Origin of the sequence: Streptomyces sp. NPDC048590 (assembly GCF_043199535.1) — a bacterium.
Classification (GTDB): domain Bacteria; phylum Actinomycetota; class Actinomycetes; order Streptomycetales; family Streptomycetaceae; genus Streptomyces.
This window is the reverse complement of sequence record NZ_JBICWC010000006.1, coordinates 89002-111380: the sequence shown is the minus strand read 5'-3', so window position 1 is coordinate 111380 and position 22379 is coordinate 89002. Positions and strand designations below refer to the sequence as shown.

The 22379-nt window shown below is 67.3% G+C and carries 16 protein-coding genes; 4 read left to right on the top strand and 12 right to left on the bottom strand.

The features are described 5' to 3' along the window. Positions 1-152: 152 nt before the first annotated feature. On the top strand, positions 153-770 hold the full coding sequence (locus ACGFNN_RS18950) for a GNAT family N-acetyltransferase (protein ID WP_393557226.1): 618 nt from the start codon (positions 153-155) through the stop codon (positions 768-770). An 80-nt stretch (positions 771-850) separates the two neighbouring features. Here ACGFNN_RS18950 and trxA read toward each other — a convergent pair whose 3' ends face one another. From trxA to ACGFNN_RS18915, 7 genes are all read right to left on the bottom strand, one after another. Next, the gene (gene trxA / locus ACGFNN_RS18945) at positions 851-1183 is read right to left on the bottom strand and encodes a thioredoxin (RefSeq protein WP_362545334.1); all 333 of its coding nucleotides are present in this window, start codon (positions 1181-1183) and stop codon (positions 851-853) included. A gap of 43 nt (positions 1184-1226) precedes the next feature. Further along, the gene (gene trxB, locus ACGFNN_RS18940; protein ID WP_362545337.1) at positions 1227-2198 is read right to left on the bottom strand and encodes a thioredoxin-disulfide reductase; all 972 of its coding nucleotides are present in this window, start codon (positions 2196-2198) and stop codon (positions 1227-1229) included. Positions 2199-2324: 126 nt separating this feature from the next. Continuing rightward, positions 2325-3236 carry a hypothetical protein gene (locus ACGFNN_RS18935; protein ID WP_393557224.1) on the bottom strand — a complete coding sequence of 304 codons (912 nt, stop codon included), beginning with the start codon at positions 3234-3236 and terminating at the stop codon, positions 2325-2327. Further along, the gene (sigM, locus tag ACGFNN_RS18930) at positions 3233-3952 is read right to left on the bottom strand and encodes an RNA polymerase sigma factor SigM (protein ID WP_393557222.1); all 720 of its coding nucleotides are present in this window, start codon (positions 3950-3952) and stop codon (positions 3233-3235) included. The genes ACGFNN_RS18935 and sigM overlap by 4 nt, the downstream gene beginning before the upstream one ends. 50 nt (positions 3953-4002) lie before the next feature. Beyond that, positions 4003-5703, bottom strand: coding sequence for a serine/threonine protein kinase (locus ACGFNN_RS18925; RefSeq protein WP_393557220.1), 1701 nt, complete (start codon positions 5701-5703; stop codon positions 4003-4005). 130 nt (positions 5704-5833) lie between these two features. Beyond that, the gene (murJ, locus tag ACGFNN_RS18920; RefSeq protein WP_393557218.1) at positions 5834-7993 is read right to left on the bottom strand and encodes a murein biosynthesis integral membrane protein MurJ; all 2160 of its coding nucleotides are present in this window, start codon (positions 7991-7993) and stop codon (positions 5834-5836) included. A 49-nt stretch (positions 7994-8042) separates the two neighbouring features. Continuing rightward, complete coding sequence (locus ACGFNN_RS18915; protein WP_393557216.1) at positions 8043-10340, bottom strand: DUF6049 family protein; 2298 nt, start codon at positions 10338-10340, stop codon at positions 8043-8045. A gap of 180 nt (positions 10341-10520) precedes the next feature. Here ACGFNN_RS18915 and ACGFNN_RS18910 point away from each other — a divergent pair, with 180 nt between their 5' ends. Further along, positions 10521-11963, top strand: coding sequence for a CCA tRNA nucleotidyltransferase (locus ACGFNN_RS18910; RefSeq protein WP_393557214.1), 1443 nt, complete (start codon positions 10521-10523; stop codon positions 11961-11963). A 141-nt stretch (positions 11964-12104) separates the two neighbouring features. On the opposite strand, the gene ACGFNN_RS18905 is transcribed toward ACGFNN_RS18910, so the two are convergent. The 3 genes from ACGFNN_RS18905 to ACGFNN_RS18895 form a co-directional block, all read right to left on the bottom strand. Then, positions 12105-13394 (bottom strand): MFS transporter, encoded by a 1290-nt coding sequence (locus tag ACGFNN_RS18905; RefSeq protein ID WP_393557212.1) that lies wholly within the window; start codon positions 13392-13394, stop codon positions 12105-12107. Between the two features lie 93 nt (positions 13395-13487). Beyond that, positions 13488-14570: an inositol-3-phosphate synthase gene (locus ACGFNN_RS18900; RefSeq protein ID WP_393557210.1), complete on the bottom strand. Its 1083-nt coding sequence runs from the start codon at positions 14568-14570 to the stop codon at positions 13488-13490. A 61-nt stretch (positions 14571-14631) separates the two neighbouring features. Further along, positions 14632-15333: a helix-turn-helix transcriptional regulator gene (locus tag ACGFNN_RS18895; protein ID WP_362545365.1), complete on the bottom strand. Its 702-nt coding sequence runs from the start codon at positions 15331-15333 to the stop codon at positions 14632-14634. A gap of 385 nt (positions 15334-15718) precedes the next feature. On the opposite strand from ACGFNN_RS18895, the gene ACGFNN_RS18890 reads away from it, so the two are divergent. Together ACGFNN_RS18890 and ACGFNN_RS18885 are read left to right on the top strand one after the other, a co-directional pair. Beyond that, positions 15719-18385: a transglycosylase domain-containing protein gene (locus ACGFNN_RS18890; RefSeq protein ID WP_393557208.1), complete on the top strand. Its 2667-nt coding sequence runs from the start codon at positions 15719-15721 to the stop codon at positions 18383-18385. 173 nt (positions 18386-18558) lie between these two features. Beyond that, a complete protein-coding gene (locus ACGFNN_RS18885) occupies positions 18559-20064 on the top strand; it encodes a glycosyltransferase family 87 protein (protein WP_393557206.1) in 1506 nt (501 codons plus the stop codon). Positions 20065-20076: 12 nt separating this feature from the next. Here ACGFNN_RS18885 and ACGFNN_RS18880 read toward each other — a convergent pair whose 3' ends face one another. Continuing rightward, positions 20077-21108: an alanine racemase gene (locus tag ACGFNN_RS18880; protein ID WP_362545374.1), complete on the bottom strand. Its 1032-nt coding sequence runs from the start codon at positions 21106-21108 to the stop codon at positions 20077-20079. Between the two features lie 79 nt (positions 21109-21187). Further along, a complete protein-coding gene (locus ACGFNN_RS18875; RefSeq protein ID WP_362545377.1) occupies positions 21188-22306 on the bottom strand; it encodes a peptidoglycan bridge formation glycyltransferase FemA/FemB family protein in 1119 nt (372 codons plus the stop codon). Positions 22307-22379: the final 73 nt, after the last annotated feature.

The following is a 22379-nucleotide window of genomic DNA, read 5'->3' as shown; positions in this document are numbered from 1 at the left end:
GGGGTAGTGCGATCACTGAATCGCAGCCACCTGGTGACGGCCGGGTTGGGGCTTGGTGCTGTCGGAGGATTTGTCGGCAGCCTGTTCCGAGAACGGAGTGCGCTGGCAGCCGCGCGTGATGTGGCGGGCGCAGGAAGTGAGGTACCGCCTACATGGGGCGTCGGCTTGTACCGCTCACCTTGGACAACCTTCCGGATCTCCCAGCGCGATGCCGGGCGTGTGTCTTCTGGGAACTTGATCCGGTCAGCGGGAAAGCAGCGGTAAAGGCCGGCAGAGCCGGGCTCGAGAAGGAAGCCTGGATCTCCGCAGTGCTCCTGGAGTGGGGCTCATGCGGACGGGTCGTCTACGTCGACGATGTACCTGCCGGCTTTGTGCTGTACGCACCGCCCGCGTATGTGCCTCGGTCGACGGCCTTTCCCACCAGTCCCGTCTCCCCTGACGCCGTGCAGCTCATGACCGCGTTGATCGTGCCGGAGTTTCAGGGCCAGGGGCTGGGCAGGGTGATGGTGCAGACAGTGGCCAAGGACTTGTTGCGGCGGGGCTTCAAGGCGATCGAGACATTCGGAGACGCCCGTTGGAAGGAGCCCGCGTGTCTGCTGCCTGCGGAGCATCTGCTCGCGGTGGGGTTCAAGACGGTGCGTCCCCACGCAACACATCCCCGGCTGCGGCTCGAGCTGCGCACGACGCTCTCCTGGAAGGAGGATGTCGAGCTGGCGCTGGACCGATTGCTGGGGGCGGTTCAGAAGGAGCCCGCGTTGAGGCCCCTCTGACCGTCTCGGAGTAGAACGGCACACGAGAACGGGCCCACCCTTGGTGAGGGTAGGCCCGTTTCACGTGAAACCGTCGGGTGTTACTTCTCAGCGATGAAGCCCTCGAGGTCCCGGAGAATGGCAGCCTTCGGCTTGGCGCCGACGATGGTCTTGGCGACCTCGCCACCCTGGTAGACGTTGAGCGTGGGGATGGACATCACGCCGTACTTCGCCGCAGTGGCCGGGTTCTCGTCGATGTTCAGCTTGACGATCTCGATCTCGCCGTGCTCAGCCGCGATGGCTTCCAGCGAGGGAGCGATCTGACGGCACGGTCCGCACCAAGCGGCCCAGAAGTCCACCAGTACCGGCTTGTCGTTCTTCAGGACGTCCTCTTCGAAGGAAGCGTCGGTTACGTTCTTCAGCGCGCCGGCCACGGCGGCCTCCTTAGCTGTACGGGGTGTGTTTTGGGGGATCTGGTCAGACTGCGGGGGTCTTCTCCGGCTCGGCGGGCTGCTCGTCGGAGAGCGCGGCCAGGAAGCGCTCCGCGTCCAGAGCCGCGGAGCAGCCGGTGCCGGCTGCGGTGATGGCCTGCCGGTAGGTGTGGTCGACAACGTCGCCGGCGCCGAACACACCCTTCAGGTTGGTGCGCGTGGAGGGCGCCTCGACCTTGAGGTAACCCTCGTCGTCGAGGTCGAGCTGGCCCTTGAAGAGCTCGGTGCGCGGGTCGTGGCCGACGGCGATGAAGAGGCCCGTCACCGGAAGCTCGGAAGTCTCACCGTTCTTGGTGTTGCGCAGGGTCAGGCTGGAGAGCTTCTGGTCTCCGTGGACCGTGGCGACCTCGCTGTCCCAGGCGAACTTGATCTTGGGGTCGGCGAAGGCGCGCTCCTGCATGGCCTTCGAGGCACGCAGGGAGTCACGGCGGTGGACGATGGTGACGGACTTGGCGAACCGGGAGAGGAAGGTCGCCTCCTCCATTGCGGTGTCACCGCCTCCGACCACGGCGATGTCCTGGTCCTTGAAGAAGAACCCGTCACAGGTCGCGCACCAGGAGACACCGCGTCCGGAGAGAGCGTCCTCGTTGGGGAGCCCGAGCTTGCGGTGCTGCGACCCGGTGGTGACGATGACCGCCTTGGCCCGGTGCACGGTGCCCGCGGTGTCCGTGACCGTCTTGACGTCCCCGGTGAGATCGACGGAAACCACATCGTCCGGGATGAGCTCAGCGCCGAACCGCTCGGCCTGGGCGCGCATGTTGTCCATGAGCTCGGGGCCCATGATTCCGTCCTGGAAGCCCGGGAAGTTCTCCACGTCGGTGGTGTTCATCAGCGCACCGCCGGCGGTGACCGCACCCTCGAACACCAGCGGCTTCAGCGACGCGCGAGCGGTGTACAGGGCTGCGGTGTAACCGGCCGGCCCGGAGCCGATGATGATCACATTACGGACGTCGCTCACGGGTTCTTCCTCGTCTCTGCAGACTGCCTACTGCCTACTGGGGTCGGTTCCACGACTCTCACCCCACCCAACGGATCCTACGGGGCATGCATTCCCGAAATGCCCGCGCGGATCCGGTCCGGGGTGTCAGGGACGGGTGTAGGAGTGCGTGAGCAGGAGACGACCCTTGGCCGTGGCCGAGGACACACACGCCGCGTCGACCACGTAGGCCTCCACGCGGGCCGAGTCGGTGGTGTGCGGCAGGATGACGAGGAATGCGGCCGTGCCGTTGAATCTGCCCTGTTCCAGAGCCAGCGCGGGAGCGTTCCGCCCTGTGCCCTTCTGTACGCAGGGCGGAACATCGACGGCAGGTGCGTTGAGAGGGGCTGGGGGCGAGGCGTTTTCAGGGGAGGCGAGATCCGGGGAGGATTTCGTCTTCAGAGAGGGGGTTCGAGTGTCGTGCCCAGCAGGCTCGGAAGCCTCCTTCCCTCCCAGCAATGAGTGCACGCGCCCTTCCAGCGAGCCGTCCGCGTAATCGCTCGCGCTCCTCTTGTCGGCGCTGACTCCCTGGTCGGCTGCCGAGCTCGACGAACTATGAGACGACTGGAAGGGCTGAAGGAGGAGAACGCTCATCCCGACAGCGGCCGCGCCGAAGGCGGTTCCGAGGATGACCGTGCGCCGTCGGCGCCGCCCTGCGGGAATTCGTCCTGGGCCCGTTGCCCCGCGAGGCCGGCCCCCCGGGCGATCGGCAGTCGAGGCTTCCTGGCCTCGGTATGTTTCACGTGAAACTGAGGGCGTGGACGTCACGCCAGTGGCTGCTGCCTCTGCAGCGAGCGCTGCGTCGATACGATCAGCGATGTCGACCGGCATGGGTTCATGCGAGGCCGTGTCGCCGAGCAGGGAGCGGATCTCCTCCAGGGACGCGTGGACCTCACCACATTCTTCGCAGGTGGCGATGTGGCGTCGGACCGCTCCCTCACGCGAAGGAGCCAGAAGCCCCTCGATGAGCTCGGAGATTTCCGAGACGTCGGGGTGCTGAGCCGTGTCGGCCGATGTCATGCGAGCCCACCTCCACCCTTGATCGCGGCAGGATCGCCGAAGCCTGAGTCTTTTGGTCGTGACGGCGGTGGGACGGATGCGCGCCGCGTGCGGTTCCCCTCGTCGGAGCCGCCCTCGCCGGGCTCGTTCCCGCCCCCCGCGTTTCTGCTGCGGAGATGCGTCAGGAGAGGAAGTAGCTTCGCCCGACCGCGTGCGCAGCGGCTCTTCACCGTGCCTGCGGGCACGTCGAGGATTCGGGCGGCCTCCGCCACGGGGTAAGCCTGCATGTCGACGAGGACCAGGGCGGCACGCTGTTCCGCGGGAAGAGTGGAGAGTGCCGCCAGAAGTTCGCGGTGCAGGTCCTGCCGTTCGGCTGGAGCCTCGGCTGATTCGTGAGGGTCCATGAGCTGATCGAGCCGCTCGGCGTCGTCGACCGGAGCGGTTCTGCGGGAGGCTGCCTTTCTGGCCCGGTCGAGGCAGGCATTGACGGTGATCCGGTGCAGCCATGTGGTGACAGCCGACTGACCACGGAAGGTGTGGGCCGCGCGGAAGGCTGAGATCAACGCGTCCTGCACAGCATCGGCTGCCTCTTCGCGGTCGCCGAGCGTACGAAGGGCGACCGCCCACAGCCGGTCACGATGCCGTCGGACGAGCTCACCGAAGGCATCCGGATCGCCTCCGACGTGCTGGGCCAGAAGATCCTGGTCGTTGATGTCGGCGAATCTGGCGTCGTCCAACGGTGAGCCCCCTCCCCTGGTGCCGTCAGCCGGCTGGTGCCCCGAGGCCGTCAGCTGGTGACCTTGATGTCCGAGATCTTGCCCCGGTAGTTGCCGGAGTCACTCGGCGGCAGCTTCGTCAACCAGACCAGAAGGTACCGCGCCTGCACGGGCTTGTCGGGCTTGAGGGACACCTTCGTTCCGGATCCTTCGGCGACGTCCGTGAATCCGTTGGGCATCTGCGGCACCGACGAGTCCGTTGTGGCCTTCAGCTCGACCGAGGTGGTGCCGCCGAGGAAGGACACCTCGACGTTGCCCACCCGCTGCACCTTGCCGAGGTCGAGCACGACACCGACGCCTTCCTTGAGCCGTCCGAAATCGGCGCTGAAGTAGCCGTCCGTGTTCCAGTACGAGCTCGCGTCCCCGTCGTAGACGTTCTTTATGGAGGCGGGCTTCTCGGACCCGTCGGAGCCGAGCGGGTCGTAGTCCTGCGCACCCACGATGGAGACGGGCTTGCTCGGCTCGACGGCGTTGTTGTTGTGCTCGCCCTTCTCCTCGGTGCTCGTCCGGGTCGGCGTCGGTTCCCCGGAGTCGTGGCTCCGGTCAAGGACCGTCTCGGCCAGCTGCCAACTGCCCAGGCCGAGAGCGGCGATGAGCAGTGCGGACACCGCCCACTTCAGGACCTTCCCGGTACGGCTCTGGAGCGGCGCCGGCGGGGCCGTGATGACCGGCTGGGTGGCTGAGGCAGGTCGAGTCGACGGGCGGCCGTAGGTGCCTTGCTGGTAGGTCGTGCGCTGGTACTCGGGAGGTGCGCTGTAGGCGGGCTCAGGAGGAAGGATGCGCGGCATCGCCGCGACGGCCTTCGCGAGCTCGTCCGGTGTGGTGCACGGCTGTTCCTGGCGCGACGCGGTGGCGCCGTCGTTGGCAAGGGCCCGCATGGCGAGTTCGGAGAGACCGCGGTGGACGCCTGCCCTCACCTGGTCCGGGGGGATCAGGCCGAGGTCCTTGGGGAGCCCGGTCAGACCGTAGGCGTCGCTCTCGTAGGGCCAGCGCCGCGTCAGTGCCGCGTAGAGGAGAGCGCCGATCGCTTCGGTGTCCGTGCGCTGCGGCTGGTCGGCCGTGATGCCGCGGAGAGCGGCGTTCACAGCCAGACCACGGATCCGGTACTGGCCCGTCGAGCTCCGCAGGACAGCACCCGGAGTGAGGCGCAGGTGCGCCAGCCCTTCACGGTGGGCGGCAGCCATCGCCTGGGAGATCTGGCTGACCAACTGGTAGGCGTCGTGGGCTTCCAGCGGGCCTGCGGCGAGCAGAGCCGTCAGCTCGGTGGCATCGGGGAGCCATTCGTGGACGACGTAGACGAGGTCGTCCTCCTCGACGGCGTCCAGGACCTGGACGAAGCGCGGATCACCGAGCAGGGCCGAGGAACGGGCGGCGGCCAGCACCGAGCGTGCGCGGGGGTGATCGGCGGTCAGCAGATGGACACCGACCGCGCGCCGCAACTTCTCGTCGACGGCACGCCAGCTGCTGAATCCGTCCAGTCGGGTGACGCACTCCTCAAGGCGATAGCGTCTGGCCAGCTTGTGACCGCTGTGCAGGTCGGGAGAGGCCGGGACAGTACCGGAGGCGTCCTGGCCTGCCTCGTTGCTGCCTGAGCCCTCAGCATCCGGGGTTTCTGCCGTCCCGTCGGTCGTGGCCGCGTCCGCCTTGGCGGTCAGCGGCTCGTCGCCGCTGTTGTCGGCCACGTCGACAGCAGCCGTGCTACGTTCCGCCACCGTCGTTCCTGCCTCCCCATCCGTTGCGCGATGCCAGCCAGCTCTGCACAGTCACGCCAATTGTGCCCACACTCCGGCGCTATGCACGACACGCGGTGTCCAGCGATGGTTGTGCGGCTCGGAGCGTTGTTCAGCGTCCGAGACGACCACGGACCATGCCGACCATGCCGTTGAGCTCTTCGATACGCATCTTCTTCGCTGCGACGAAGAAGATGCCCAGCAGGACGACGCTGCCACAGACCAGTGCCACGACGGATCCTCCCGCCCCATCGCCGAGCGCCTTGAGTAGAGCGAAGCCCACAGCGCCGCCGATCGCCGCTGCGGGGACCGCTGCCAGGCAGAGCCGGGCGTAGGTGCGGACCACACGGGCTCCGTCGAGATCTCCGCCGAGGCGGTTTCTCAGCCGTCGCCATGCGATACCGACACCCACCGCGTAGGCCAGACCGTAGGAAGCCGCCATCCCGACGACTGCCCACTGTGCCGGAAGAATCACGTAGCAGAGGGCGGAGGCCGCAGCATTGACCGCTGCGACGATGACCGTGTTGTAGAAGGGCGTGCGGGTGTCCTCGTACGCGTAGAAACCGCGCAGGACGACGTACTGCACGGAGTACGGGATCAGCCCGAGGCCGAACGCCATGAGGATGAAGCCCATGGACCGCGCGGCCTCAGTGCCGCTGGAGGCGTAGAGCAGGGTGCACATCGGCAGACCGAGGGCCAGGAAGGTGAATGCGACCGGGACGATGGCCACGGCCGAGTTGCGCAGACCCTGGGAGATGTCGTCCCGGACCGCACCGGGGTCGTTGTCGTGCGCGGCGCGGGAGATGCGCGGCAGCAGGGCGGCCATGACCGACACGGTGATGATCGCCTGGGGCATGCCCCAGATCAGCTGAGCGTTCGAGTAGGCCAGGAAGCCCGCGCCGTTCCGGTCGGAAAGCTCGCCCGCCGAGGTAGCCAGCTGGGTGACGACCAGCACGCCTGCCTGGTTGGCGAGGACGAACAGGACCGTCCACTTCGCGAGCCGGACCGTTTTTCCGAGCCCGTGGCCCCGCCAGTCGAAGCGCGGGCGGAATCGGAACCCTGCTTCGCGCAGGTACGGGATCATCGCCAAGGCCTGCACCACCAGACCGAGCAGCGTGCCGATTCCCAGCAGCCGCACGCCCTCCGGCGGGATCGTCTCGACACCCATCTGGGACTCGGCCGAGGTGCCGTAGACCCAGATGAAGAGGCCGAACGTGAAGATCATCACGATGTTGTTGAGGACCGGAGTCCACATCATCGCGCCGAACTTTCCACGGGCGTTCAGGATCTGGCCCATCACCACATGGATGCCCATGAAGAAGATGGTCGGCAGGCAGTAACGGGCGAAGGTCACGGCCACGGTGTCGGCCGCGGGCTTGTTCGCGATGGTGCTCGACATGAGGTGGACCAGTTGCGGCGCTGCGAAAACGGCGATCGCGACGATCACGCCGAGCGCGACCATGACCAGCGTCAGCAGCCTGTTCGCGTATGCCTCGCCGCCGTCCTCGTCGTCCTTCATCGACCGGACGAGCTGCGGGACGAACACCGAGTTCAGCCCGCCGCCGACGGTGAGGATGTAGATCATCGTCGGCAGGGTGTACGCGATGGTGAAGCTGTCACCGAGTACCGCGGCGCCCAGTGCCGCAGTGATCACCAGGCTGCGGACGAAGCCGGTGAGCCGGGAGACCAGGGTGCCCGCCGCCATCAGAGCGCTGGACTTCAGTATCCCGGCGGCCTTGCCACCCGACTTCGGAGGGGCGGGAGCCGGCGCCGGAGCGGCTTCGGCGGCCGGTCCGGGAGTCCTGCCGGAGCCCTCCTGGTCACGGAAGAGGTGGGCGAAGGCGTCCTGTTCGCCACGGTCGTCCGCTGCCTGCGAGACCAGGTCGTCCACGCCGACGTACTGGGTGGTACCGGCGTCGTCCCCGTAGGGAAGGTGCCGGGAAGGGCCTGCCGGCTCCGGTGGCGGCGTCTGAGCCCAGATGCGGGGGTCGGGGGCGTGCTGGGCTGCGGGAGGCTGCTGGTACAGCCCCTGCGGCTCCTGATAGGTGCCCGGAGGGGGTGGAGGGTGCGAGGCGCGGTCGTAGAGCGCCTCTGCCACCGGATCCTGCGCGGCCAGATCCTGGGATCGGTACGGATCGTGATCGTACGCGTGCTGAAGGTAGGGGTCAGGCTCGTACCCGGCCTGGCCGGCGCCGGGTGGCACAGGCGGATCGCTGGACCACCCGTCCCCGCCGACGCCCTGGCCGCGGTCACCGTCGTACGGCGCGTTCATCGAAACCCCACCTCATTGTCCCCGGCCGACAGGCCCCGACAGACATCGCTCAACGGTCCACTTTCTCACTCGGAACCGAAGGGTCACCGCTTTCCGGACCGGTGTCCGGCGTCGGGTCACTCGGCTGCTCGGGTTCACCGCCGTTGCCCTCCGCCGGCCCGCCGGCAGCGGTGCGCTTGCGATGGGTGTACATCCTGATGCCCGCCAGCACCAGCAGCAGAAGTCCACCCGCGATCACCAGGAGCACCGTGGGTGTCACCTCGGACGCCTTCACGGTGAAGGTCATTTCCTCACCGTACGGAACTCCGTCCGCGGTGAAGAGCCGAGCCTTGATCTGAGCCTGTCCGTTGGCGTTCGCCGAGGCGTCGAACTTCACGGACTGGCTGTGTCCGCCGGCGATCTCGACGGGCTGCTCGGCGACGGCCTTGCCGTCGTCGAGCTTGAGGCGGGTGGCATTGCCCGAGGTCAGACGGAGCACCAGATGATCGACACCCTGGACCAACTTGTTCTGCACGGTCACAGGAATGGTCGCGCTGCGGCCGGACAGGGTCACGTCCGACTTGGTGATCAGCTGGACCTCGTTGGAGAGGCCCTGCAGATAGGTGCGGACCGAGTCTCGGTACTGCTGGGCTTCCAGCGCCTTCCCTCGCCATGAGGTCGACACCGCGCGATTGATCGCGTTCCCGAAAGGCGTCACGACTCGGTCGGGCTGGGTCAGGATCACCTGGAAGCTGTCGAGGGAGTCCTGAGTCGTCCTGATGTCCTGGAACGCCTGGGTGGGCAGCTCCTGGCTACGCAGCCGCTTCGGGTACCGGGACGCACCGGGCACCTTCGTGGTGGCCCCTGAGTCGGGCTTCTGCTCCGCCGCCTCCGTCAGGTCGATCGGCTGCGTCCAGTGTTCCGTGCTGAGCGCCCGCAGAGCACGCGCCATGCTCTGGGCCTGGGCCGCGGTGGGAGTCCGCTGAGGCGCGACGACGATGCTGCGTTCTTTGTCGGGCGCCTGCTCGGTCAGGGTCAGGGTCTGTGCCAGGAACTTCTGGACGGCGAGGGTGGAGGCCCCTGCCTTGGACATGTCTCCGGTGAATGCGGTGGAGAGCCGGTAATCCGAAACGACGGCGGTGGTGCCGCCACCGATCGGCCGGGCAGATGTCGGCGTGTAGGGCAGCCCACCGGTGTCCTTGAGGCTGTCGCTGCGGGCGATCACCTTGTGCGCGCCGGCGGAGGTGGCGACGTCTACCACGGAGGGATCGACGGCGCCGTCCACCGGCCACGCGAAGTCCGTCGACGGCTTCACATGGAGAACGGTCTCCACCGTGGTGGCGGCTACCTCCGTGGCGGTCTGCAGATGGCCGAGGGCGCCCGGCACGTTCTTTCCTCGATGGGCGATCGATGCGAGGTCGGGGTCGGCGAACGGCAGGGCCACCACCTTCCGGTCCTTCACCGCCGCTTGCAGGTCCGAGAGCCACTTCTTGGCAATGGCCTGGTTCTTCCCCGCAACCGTGGTGTCACCGACCTTGACGCGGTAGTTCTTCGTCATCGCGTCGACCGAAGCGAGAAGATCCGGGTCGATCACCCAGGTCACGGGCAGCTGACGCCCCAGCGAGACCATCTGCTCCAGGCGGCCGCCCGGAGCGAGTTCGAGTGCCAGATCGTCGTTCGCGAATACCGGCGTCTGCTGCTCGTCGGAGCCGGTCTCGGCGGTGACGTGCGCGGACGCGATGAGCGGCCACAGGTACGTGAGCTTGGTCTTGCTCTCGGTGTCCTCCGGCTGCCAGGGGAGGAAGGTCCGCTGAATGCCCAGCACCTGGTCGTAGGCGTAGTCCGAGGTATGGCCCGTGAGCGACACCCCGAGCTGATACACACCCTCGGCGCCCAGGTCGAGCTTGTCGACCGGTACAGCAAGGGTGAAGTCCTGACTGACACCGGGGGCGAGCTTGGGGACCTTCACCGTGTAGGGGTCGCCGAGCCTGGCCGGGTCACTGCCCGGCTGGTACCCGGTGCGCTTGGCCGCCTCATCGACCTGGCCCCTCCCGGAGAGCCGCGGGCCGACTCGCAGATCGACCTCGGCGTCCGAGACAGCCTTGCTCCCCCTGTTGGTCAGAGTTCCGGAGACGGTGAGTGTGTCGCCTTCGACCGGCGCGCTGGGGGCGAGCGTGTCCAGGGACACATCGACCGTGCGGGACCCGGTGGGTGCCTTCGTCGTTTCTTCGGCCTGCGCCGAGGACACTGAGGGACCGGCCAGTAGGCCGGCGATCAGCGGTGCCCCGAAGATGAGGGAGGCTGTGCGCCGGAGCCACCGGCGGGCAGGGGAGGGATTCATCCCCTGAAAGTCTGCCGCCTCGGCCACGCGTATCCGTCCCTCGTCGTCGTCGGCTGGTGCCGGTCCTGCCGGTCTCTGCGTCCCCGCATGGTAACGATGTGCCCGACGGCTGAGTGCCGCGGACCGTGCCACATGATCGGGAGAGTCTCGCAGGGCCTCGGGAAACGATGACGCCGGGGCCGGTCGGGGCACGTACCCTTTTCTGTTGTGCCGAACGCCAACGAAGACAGCCCCCGTGAACTGAGCCAGGTGCAGCATCGCGCAGTCAGTGAACTGTTGCAGGTGTCTCCTGTCGCCGACGATCTCGCCCGCAGATTCCAGAAGGCGGGATTCGGTCTTGCTCTGGTAGGGGGTTCCGTCCGGGATGCGCTGCTCGGCAGGCTCGGGAACGACCTGGACTTCACCACCGATGCCCGGCCTGAGGACGTGCTGAAGATCGTCCGGCCGTGGGCCGACTCGGTCTGGGAGGTCGGCATCGCCTTCGGTACCGTCGGCTCGCAGAAGGACGGCTACCAGATCGAGGTCACCACCTACCGGTCGGAGGCCTACGACCGGACCTCGCGTAAGCCCGAGGTGTCCTACGGCGACTCGATCGAGGAAGATCTCGTGCGCCGCGACTTCACGGTCAACGCGATGGCTGTCGCGCTGCCACAGATCGAGTTCATCGACCCTCACGGAGGGCGCGACGACCTTGCACAGCGTGTGCTGCGGACACCGGGCACGCCCGAGGAATCCTTCTCCGACGACCCGCTGCGCATGCTCCGTGCCGCTAGGTTCGCAGCCCAGCTGAACTTCGAGGTCGCTCCCGACGTCGTAAAGGCCATGACGGACATGGCTGGACGTATCGAGATCGTCTCGGCAGAGCGAGTCCGTGAGGAACTCAACAAGCTTCTGCTCTCCAACCACCCCCGCAAGGGACTCGGGCTTCTCGTCGACACAGGCCTGGCCGACCGGGTGCTGCCCGAGCTTCCCGCGCTGCGGTTGGAGCGTGATGAGCATCATCGCCACAAGGATGTCTACGAGCACTCGCTGACTGTTCTTGAGCAGGCCATCGACCTGGAGCAGGACGGACCGGACCTGGTGCTGCGTCTGGCTGCCCTGCTCCACGACGTCGGCAAGCCGAGGACGCGCCGCTTCGAGAAGGACGGCCGCGTCTCGTTTCACCACCACGAAGTGGTCGGCGCGAAGATGGCCCGGAAGCGCATGGCCGAGCTGAAGTACTCCAACGAGATGATCAAGGACGTCTCGAAGCTGGTGGAGCTGCATCTGCGCTTCCACGGCTACGGCGACGGCGAATGGACCGACTCCGCCGTGCGCAGGTACGTCCGGGACGCGGGGCCCCTGCTGGACCGGCTGCACAAGCTGACGCGTTCCGACTGCACGACGCGGAACAAGCGCAAGGCGAATGCTCTGTCGCGCACCTACGACAGCCTCGAGGAGCGCATCGCGCAGCTGCAGGAGCAGGAAGAGCTGGACGCCATCCGGCCTGACCTGGACGGCAACGAGATCATGCAGATCCTCGGTGTGGGCCCGGGCCCCGTGATCGGGAAGGCCTACGCGTTTCTGATGGAGCTCCGTCTGGAGAACGGTCCGCTGGAGCGGGATGCCGCGATCGCTGCCCTCAAGGACTGGTGGGCCGCGCAGGAGTGACCCCCAGGGTCTGGGTGCAGGTCTGTGGCTGAGGGAACCGGGTGATGTTTCACGTGAAACATCACCCGGGAGGCCTCGATGCGGAAGACCGTGAGAGGTGCTGTTTCACGTGAAACAGCACCTCTCACTCTTTGGCGCCGGTCACTCTTTGACGCCGGTTCGCGGAAGGCGTGCACTTGTCCGCCGACGACGGAGCATCGCCGCCGACACCAGTGCATAGAGAACGGCCACGGTGCCGACCACGACGACGGACCTGCCGTCGGAGGGGAGCACCAAGGCGGCCATGGCGGCGGCGGCCACGAAGGCGACGTTGAAGAGCACGTCGTACAGAGAGAAGACGCGGCCGCGGTAGGCGTCGTCCACGGAGGTCTGTACCTCGGTGTCCGTCGCGATCTTGGCGCCCTGGGTTACGAGCCCGAGGACGAAGGCGGCAGCGAGCATGGGGACGGGGGCGAACGGAAGCCCCAATGCCGGCTCCAGCACGGCCGCTGCCCCGGAGCAGAGTGCCAGCCATCCGTAACGCCCCAAGCGGCCGACGGCCCAGGGAGAGGCCAGGGCCGCCACGAAGTACCCCGCCGCAGAGGCGCCGAGGGCCAGGCCGAGGAGGGCCAAGCCGTCGGATTCGCCGTCCGACCAGGCGTAGCGGCACAGCATCAGCACCATCACGGTCAGCGCTCCGTAGCAGAAACGCAGCACCGTTATGGCACCCAGCGCGTAGGCCGCGTCCCGGCGCTCGGCCAGGTGACGCAGGCCCGCGACGAGACCTCGTGCGGTGGTGGAAAGCGCCTCCGACAGCGGCACACGGTGCTCGGCGAGATCGGGCCCGAGGAGAGGGCGGGGCAGGCTCAGGGAGACCAGAGCCGAGAGCAGGTAGAGGAGTGCGCCGAGGAGGACTACTGCGGCGTCGGATCCGTCCGTCAACAGGCCGACGGCCAGCGCCAGTCCGCCACCAGCGGTGGCGGCGAGCGTGCCCGCTGTCGGGGAGATGGAGTTGGCGAGGACGAGCCGCTCGGAATCGACTACGCGGGGCAAGGCGGCCGACAGGCCCGCCAGCACGAACCGGTTGACGGCGGTTACGCAGAGGGCGGAAGCGTAGAACAGCCAGTCAGGTACGGAGCTCAGGAGCAGAAGGGCCGTGCAGCACGCGAGCGAGGCGCGGAGCAGGTTCCCGTACACGAAGACCTGACGGCGTGCCCAGCGGTCGAGCAGCACCCCCGCGAAGGGGCCGATCAGGGAGTAGGGGAGCAGTAGCACCGCCATCGCGGAGGCGATGGCTCCCGGTGTCGTCTGGTTCTCCGGCGAGAAGACGACGTAGGTGGCGAGCGCGACCTGGTAGACGCCGTCGGCCGACTGGGAGAGGAGTCGTACGGCCAGCAGGCGACGGAAGTTCCGAAGGCGCAGGAGTACGCCCAGATCACGTACGACAGGCATGTGTGCAAGGGTCACACACGCGGGGGGCCTCCGGGCGCATTGCCCAGGGACCCCCCGCAGGGTGAAGCGTCACTACGACAGTGAGCGGCTGGATCAGCGCTCGACTTCGCCGGCGATGAACTTCTCGACGTTGGCACGGGCCTCGTCGTCGAAGTACTGGACCGGCGGGGACTTCATGAAGTACGAGGAGGCCGAGAGGATCGGGCCGCCGATACCGCGGTCCTTGGCGATCTTCGCCGCGCGCACCGCGTCGATGATGACACCGGCGGAGTTCGGGGAGTCCCAGACCTCGAGCTTGTACTCCAGGTTCAGCGGGACGTCACCGAAGGCGCGGCCCTCGAGGCGCACGTACGCCCACTTGCGGTCGTCCAGCCAGGCCACGTAGTCCGACGGGCCGATGTGGACGTTGTCCGCACCGAGCTCGCGGTCGCGGATCTGCGAGGTGACCGCCTGCGTCTTGGAGATCTTCTTGGACTCCAGGCGCTCACGCTCGAGCATGTTCTTGAAGTCCATGTTGCCGCCGACGTTCAGCTGCATGGTGCGGTCCAGGATGACGCCGCGGTCCTCGAACAGCTTCGCCATCACACGGTGCGTGATGGTGGCGCCGACCTGGGACTTGATGTCGTCACCGACGATCGGGACTCCGGCCTCGGTGAACTTGTCCGCCCACTCCTTGGTGCCGGCGATGAAGACCGGGAGAGCGTTGACGAAGGCGACCTTGGCGTCGATCGCGCACTGGGCGTAGAACTTGGCGGCGACCTCGGAGCCGACCGGCAGGTAGCAGACGAGGACGTCGACCTGCTTGTCCTTGAGGATCTGGACGACGTCGACCGGGGCGTCCGCGGACTCCTCGATCGTCTCGCGGTAGTACTTGCCCAGTCCGTCGTGCGTGTGGCCGCGCTGAACGGTCACGCCGGTGCTCGGGACGTCAGCGATCTTGATGGTGTTGTTCTCGCTGGCGCCGATCGCGTCCGCGAGGTCGAGACCGACCTTCTTCGCGTCGACGTCGAACGCGGCGACGAACTCGACGTCGCTCACGTGGTAGTCGCCGAACTGGACGTGCATCAGACCGGGCACCTTGCCGGCCGGATCGGCGTCCTTGTAGTACTCGACGCCCTGCACCAGCGAGGCGGCGCAGTTGCCCACGCCGACGATGGCTACGCGAACCGAACCCATGCCGATTGCTCCCTGTGTGTTCTCGGTGTGCCCCGTGGCGCCCTGAGGGCCGCCGGGGGTGTCACTTGGTGTCGTCGGACGGATCCGGCCGGGTGTCGTCCCGGTACCGGGGCAGGCCGCCCGTCTCTCCTGATGTGTCGTGCTGAGTGGAGCCCTCGGGCGAGGATCGTCGCTGATCCCGTCCCGACCGCTCGCTCTCGATGAGCTCGTTCAGCCAGCGCACTTCGCGCTCCACGGACTCCATGCCGTGTCGCTGCAGCTCAAGCGTGTAATCGTCGAGTCGTTCACGGGTGCGGGCGAGGGAGGCACGCATCTTCTCGAGGCGCTCCTCCAGCCTGCTGCGGCGGCCTTCGAGGACCCGCATACGCACATCGCGCTCCGTCTGCCCGAAGAAGGCGAAACGAGCAGCGAAGTGCTCGTCCTCCCAGGCATCAGGACCGGTGTGCGAGAGCAGTTCCTCGAAGTGCTCCTTACCTTCTGCCGTCAACCGGTAGACGATCTTCGCCCTGCGGCCGGCCAGTGAGGACGAGGGAGCGACCCCACGGCTCGTGCTGCTCGGCGGGGCGGGAACGCTCCCCGGTTCCTCGATCAACCAGCCGTTGGCGACCAGCGTCTTGAGGCAGGGGTAAAGGGTGCCGTAGCTGAAGGCCCGGAAGATTCCCAGCGAGGTGTTGAGACGCTTCCGCAGCTCGTACCCGTGCATGGGGGACTCGCGGAGCAGGCCGAGCACGGCGAATTCGAGGATGCCGGAGCGTCTGCTCATCTTCGCCTCCTCCTTCGACCCGGCTTCCGCGGGCCGTCGGGCCCACCTTATGTCGTGCTGATGTATCGACTCGATACATCAGCACGATAGATCGACTCGTGATGTTCGACAAGGGGGCGTTTCGTGAGCGGCGTCACATCCTCGATTCATAGGGAGTGACTTGCGTAATTTGGGGTGAACTTCGGTCCCTGGAGGTTTTTGACCGTGCGTAGTCTGTGCGGCATGCAGACCACCGGGAACCGCGAGGCGCCACCGTGCGTCAGTACTCGCGGACTGCCGGATGTAACGCGGGTGAGCCTTCCGCAGGGCTTGTCCGTAATTCGGGGGGACCGGATCTCAACTGCCGCTTCCAGGCGCTCTCGCCTGCCCGAGGAGTAGTCGTTCGATGAGCGAGCACCGTCGCAAAGCGCCGCAACCGCAAGGTGGCGGGCGCGCAGCGGCCAGACGAGCCGCCCAGCAATCTGCCGGACGCCGAGTCCCGCAGTCACGTAGGGCTACCAATGAAACACCCTCCGGATCGCACGGCGATGAGCCGGTCTACGGCAGCCGTGCAGAGGCCCGGCGCGCCGCGCAGCGTGGAGGGGGCCGACGACGAGGCGCCGGCGGCCATGAGGGCCACGGCCGCGCGGACACCGGCAAGAAGCGCTTCATCGACTACCCGCGGGCCGGCAAGTACGGCTTCCGTCGCTGGGTTCCCTCGTGGAAGCTCGTCTCCGGCCTGTGCCTGGGCTTCCTGGGCGTCATGATGGGCGCCGCCGGTATCGCGTACGCGCTGGTGGTCCCGCCTGAGCCCAAGGACCTCGCCACCGCGCAGAACAACGTCTACTACTGGGACGACGATACGCAGATGGTCGCCACGGGCGGTTCCGTCAACCGGCAGTCGCTCGATTACGCCCAGATTCCCAAGGAGATGCGGAACGCCGTCATCTCGGCCGAGAACAAGTCGTTCGAGAAAGACCGTGGCATCGACCCGATGGGTATCGGCCGCGCCTTCTACAACATGGCGCTGGGAGGCGAGACCCAGGGTGGTTCGACGATCACGCAGCAGTACGTGAAGAACTCGTTCCTCTCGCAGGAGCAGACGTTGAGCCGGAAGGTGAAGGAGCTCTTCATCACGCTCAAGGTCGGCGAGACGGTGCCCAAGGACGAGGTCATGGCGGGGTACCTCAACGTCTCCTACTACGGGCGGAGCGCCTCAGGCCTCCAGGCTGCGGCGCGCACGTACTACGGCAAGGACGCCACCAAACTCAACGCGAGCGAGTGCGCCTTCCTGGCGACCCTGCTCAAGGGCGCGAGCTACTACGACCCCGCTGGTGCTCCCGAGGTCGACCCGGTGAATGCGACTGCGGCGAAGAACCGTGAGCGCGCCGAGAAGCGCTGGCGCTGGATCCTCGACGAAGAGGTGAAGGACGGCCGGCTCAGCGCGACCGAGCGGGCGAAGTACACCGAGTTCCCCATGCCGGATCCGCCGAAGAAGGATGCCAAGCTCGGTGGGCAGACCGGTTACCTGGTCGACCTCGCTACGAAGTACTTCCTCGCTCACAACACGGAGAACGTGACCGAGAAGGAACTCGCCCAGGGCGGCTACGAGATCCACACGACCTTCAACAAGAAGAAGGTCCAGCAGCTCGAGAAGTCGATCGCGAAGGTACGCGCGGCCAAGATCGACCCGAAGAAGCGGCCTGATCTGGACACGCACGTCCAGTTCGGTGGTGCGTCCGTGGACACCAAGACGGGAGCCATCGTCGCCACGTACGGCGGAGAGGACGCCACGAAGCACTACACCAACAACGCCGACGCGACGGGCGCCCAGGTCGGCTCCACCTTCAAGCCGTTCGTCCTGGCGGCCGCGATGGAATACGGAAAGCGTGACCCCAAGCTCGGCCCCGAGCAGAGCGAGTCGGAACGCACCCCCGTATCGCCGAAGAGCGTCTACAACGGTGACAACAAGCTCAAGATCAATCTGTACAACGGCGAGGTCTGGCAGAACAAGGAGGGTAAGGAGTGGCTGCAGACCAACGACGGTGACCGCAGCTACGGCGACATCGACCTCCGCTACGCGATGCAGCAGTCGGCCAACTCTCCGTACGTACAGCTCGGAATGGACGTCGGTACGGACAAGGTGAAGCAGGCCGCGATCGCCGCGGGGCTGCGGGACGACGACTACATGGCGGACGCGAGCGTCCCCTCGTTCTCCATCGGCACCTCCTCCCCGAGCGCCATCCGGATGGCGGGCTCGTACGCCACCTTCGCGACCAGTGGCAAGCAGCGGGAGCCGTTCTCCGTCACCGAGGTCAAGCACGACGGAAACGTCATCTACCAGCACGAGTCGGTCACCAAGCCGGCCTTCAGCAGCGCTGTCGCGGACAACGTGACCGACGTGCTGAAGAACGTCGTCGAGCGAGGGACGGGTACCCCCGCCAAGATCCCGGGACGCGACGTGGCCGGCAAGACGGGTACCACGGACGGCAACAAGTCGGCCTGGTTCGTCGGGTACACCCGGCAGCTGTCGACCGCCGTGAGCATGTTCCGCATGGACGACAACGAGAAGAACAAGAACCGCAAGTTCCTCGAGATGTACGGCACCGGTGGGGAGAAGAGCATCCACGGTGCCTCGTTCCCCGCGCAGATCTGGCACGACTACATGGTCCAGGCGGTCGACGGCACCGAGGTCGAGGCCTTCCCGAAGCCGGAACCGATCGGTGACACGCTCTACGGTGGTGGCGCGGCCAGCCCCAGCCCGACGCCGAGCCCCACGCCGTCCCCCACGGAGTCGAGCGAGCCGCCGGCATCTCCGACGCCCACGCCGTCCTCCCCCACCCCCACGCCGAGCGACACGTGTGCGCCGCTCGACTGGGAGTGCAGGAACAACCAGAACGGTGGGAACAGCAACGGCAACAACAACGGAGGGGCCACCGACGGATCCTCCGACGGCGGTACCGATGCCGGGACCACGGACGGTGGTACCGACTCCGGGACGACCGACGGCACGACGGACGGTCAGACGCAGGGCAACGACAACGGGGGCGGGGGCTTCATCGGCGGCACCTAGCCGCCGGGCGGCCGGAGCGGTCGACAGCGTCGCGCTCCGGTCCGGACCTCGCCAGGCGCCTTCCTGACGCCACAGGGGCCCGCCGGCACCTCTTGCAGGTGCCGGCGGGCCCCTGCCGTGTGTCCCGGCGTGAGCCACGCCCGCACACAGCCCCGTACGGCAGGATGTGCGACATGCCAAGCGCAGAAGACACGAGCGTGCACCAGGAGCCGTCCGTCGTACCGCCCACGCGACAGGACGAGATCGCCGCGGCGGGCAGCGAGCTGATCGGCGGTCCCGCCGGCCGCTGGGCGCGGTTCGGAACGAGCCCGCTCACCCCGGTGCGTGTCATCGCGCTGGTGGCCATCGGGATGTTCGCGCTCGGCATGGTGCAGAAGATCCCCTGCTACGACTGGGCCTGGTTCCGCGGCACCAGCTCCCAGTACACACACGCCTGCTATTCGGACATCCCCCACCTCTTCGTCGGCCGGGGTTTCGCCGACGGTCTCGTGCCGTACGCCGACCGCCTCAGCGGGGACATGTCCTACCTCGAGTACCCCGTCCTGACCGGCCTCTTCATGCAGGTCGCGTCCTGGCTGACGCTGACTCCCTCGTCGGACCCCATGCAACAGCGTGAGCAGATGTACTGGATGGTCAACGCGGGCATGCTCATGATCTGCGCGGTGATCCTCGCGGTGTGCGTCGCCCGCACCCACCGGCGCCGCCCCTGGGACGGCCTGCTGGTCGCGCTCGCCCCCGCACTCGCGCTCACCGCGACGATCAACTGGGACCTGCTCGCCGTCGCGCTGACCGCCGCGGCGATGCTGATGTGGTCCCGCGGCCGGAACCTCGCTTTCGGCGTCCTCATCGGTCTGGCCACCGCCGCGAAGCTCTACCCTGTGCTGCTCCTCGGTCCCCTGCTGGTGCTGTGCTGGCGAGCGGGCAGGTGGCAGGAGTACGGGAAGGCGCTCCTCGGTGCCGCCGGTGCCTGGCTGGTGGTGAACCTGCCGGTGATGATCTACGCCCCGGAGGGGTGGAAGAAGTTCTACACCTTCAGTCAGGAGCGACAGATCGACTACGGCTCCTTCTGGCTGATCATCACCCAGCGCACCGGCCGGCCCATCGACGTGGCCACGGTGAACACCGCTTCGGTGCTGCTGATGATCCTGTTCTGTGCAGGGATCGCAGGACTGGCTCTGACCGCCCGGCACCGGCCGCGCTTCGCCCAGCTGGCCTTCCTGGTGGTGGCCGCGTTCATCCTGACCAACAAGGTGTACTCACCGCAGTACGTGCTCTGGCTGATCCCGCTCGCCGCCCTGGCCAGGCCCCGGTGGCGGGACTTCCTGGTCTGGCAGGCCTGCGAGGTCGCCTACTTCCTGGGGATCTGGTTCTACCTCGCCTACACGACGAGCGGGGACAAGCACCAAGGGCTGCCCCAGGAGGGCTACCAGGTCGCCATCGCCCTGCACCTGCTGGGCACCCTCTACCTGTGCGCGGTGATCGTCAGGGACATCCTGAGGCCGGACAAGGACCCGGTACGGCAGGACGGGTCCGACGACCCCTCCGGCGGCGTCCTCGACGGGGCACCGGACCGGGTGGCCCTGATGCAGATGCAGGAGCATGCCGACCGGAACACGGCACCCGCGGTCGAGGGACCGCGGGTGACGTGGGGCGCTGCGAGCCGGGTGGCCTCGGACTGACGGAATACCGGCCTACCGGTCCACGAGGCGGTCGAACTGGGTGGTCGTGTGGCGCAGATGGGCCACCAGTTCGTCGCCGACCCTCGGCTCCTGGGCGTCCGAGGGCACGAAGAGGATCGACACCTGCATGTGCGGAGGCTCCGCGAACCAGCGCTGCTTGCCTGCCCAGACGAACGGTGACAGGTTGCGGTTCACGGTGGCCAGTCCGGCCCGCGCCACGCCCTTTGCCCGCGGCATCACGCCGTGCAGGGCCTTCGGCGCCTCCAGGCCGACGCCGTGGGAGGTACCGCCGGCGACGACGACCAGCCAGCCGTCCGACGCTGCCTTCTGCTGGCGGTAGCCGAACCGGTCACCCTTCACCACGCGCGTGACGTCGAGGACCGCGCCACGGTACTCCGTCGCCTCGTGGTCACCGAGCCAGAGCCGGGTGCCGATGCGGGCGCGGAAACGTGTCTGCGGGAACTGCTGACGCAGCCGAGCCAGCTCCTCGGCCCGCAGATGACTGACGAACATCGTGTGCAGCGGCAGCCGGGCGGCACGCAGCCGGTCCATCCAGCCGATGACCTCCTCGACCGCGTCCGAACCGTCGGTGCGGTCGAGCGGCAGGTGGAGGGCGAAGCCCTCGAGGCGTACGTCCTCGATCGCCGCGTGCAGCTGGCCGAGCTCCTCCTCCTTCACCCCGTGACGCTTCATCGAGCTCATGCACTCGATGACCACACGCGCGCCCACCAGGGCATGTACCCCGTCCACGGAGGAGACGGACCGGATCACCCGGTCGGGCAGCGGAACCGGCTCCTCACCCCGTCGGAAGGGGGTGAGCACGAGCAGGTCGCCGCTGAACCAGTCCTTGATGTGAGCGGCCTCGTACGTGGTCCCGACAGCGAGGGTGTCGGAGCCGAAACGGATCGCCTCGTCGGCCAGCCGCTCGTGCCCGAAGCCGTAGCCGTTGCCCTTGCAGACCGGCACGAGACCGGGGAACTGGTCCAGCACCGACTTCTGGTGCGCCCGCCAGCGCGCGGTGTCGACGTAGAGGGAGAGCGCCATGGCCGGCCCGGAACCTTTCTGGTGGATGCGGTGTAAGTGAGAGAGAGGAGAGGAGCTGATGGATGTGACCGGGACGGGATCAGCGGCGCGACATGTACATATCGAGCGCCTTGTGCAGCAGCTTGTTGAGGGGGAAGTCCCACTCACCGACGTACTCGACGGCCTCGCCACCGGTGCCGACCTTGAACTGGATCAGGCCGAAGAGGTGGTCGGTCTCGTCCAGCGAGTCGCTGATGCCTCGCAGGTCGTAGACGGTCGCTCCCATCGCGTAGGAGTCGCGGAGCATCCGCCACTGCATCGCGTTGGAGGGGCGGACCTCGCGCCCGATGTTGTCCGAGGCGCCGTAGGAGTACCAGACGTGCCCGCCGACCACGAGCATCGTGGCCGCGGACAGGTTCACACCGTTGTGCCGGGCGAAGTACAGCCGCATGCGGTTGGGGTCCTCGGAGTTGAGCACCGACCACATGCGCTGGAAGTACGACAGCGGGCGCGGCCGGAACCGGTCGCGTACGGCCGTGATCTCGTAGAGCCGCTGCCATTCGGCGAGGTCCTCGTAGGAGCCTTGGACGACCTCGACCCCGGCCTTGTCGGCCTTCTTGATGTTGCGCCGCCAGAGCTGGTTGAAGCCCTTGAGCACGTCTTCGAGGGAGCGGTTGGCCAGGGGCACCTGGAAGACGTAACGGGGCTGTACGTCACCGAATCCGGCGCCGCCGTCCTCGCCCTGCTGCCATCCCATCTTCCGCAGCCGGTCGGAGACCTCGAAGGCACGGGGCTCGATGTGGCTGGCCTCGACATCACGCAGCCGCTTCACATCGGGGTCCTGGATGCCGGACTTGATGGCTGCCGAGTCCCAGCGGCGGATGACCACGGGCGGGCCCATCTTCACGGAGAAGGCACCCTGCTGCTTCAGGTGGGCGAGCATCGGCTGGAGCCACTCGTCCAGGTTCGGGGCGTACCAGTTGATGACCGGGCCCTCGGGGAGGTAGGCGAGGTAGCGCTTGATCTTGGGGAGCTGGCGGTACAGCACCAGGCCCGCGCCGACCATCTCGCCGTTCTTGTCGAACCAGCCCAGATTCTCGGAGCGCCATTCGGTTTTCACGTCAGCCCACGCCGGGACCTGGCAATGACTGGCCGAGGGCAGACTCTGGATATACGCCAGGTGCTGTTCTCGGCTGATGGTCCTCAGGGTCAGGCTCATGCGGGGCGCTCCTCGGCAGGTGTGTCCCCATCGGTCAGGGGCTCCGGCTCTCGCGCCGAAGCCTACTGTGACC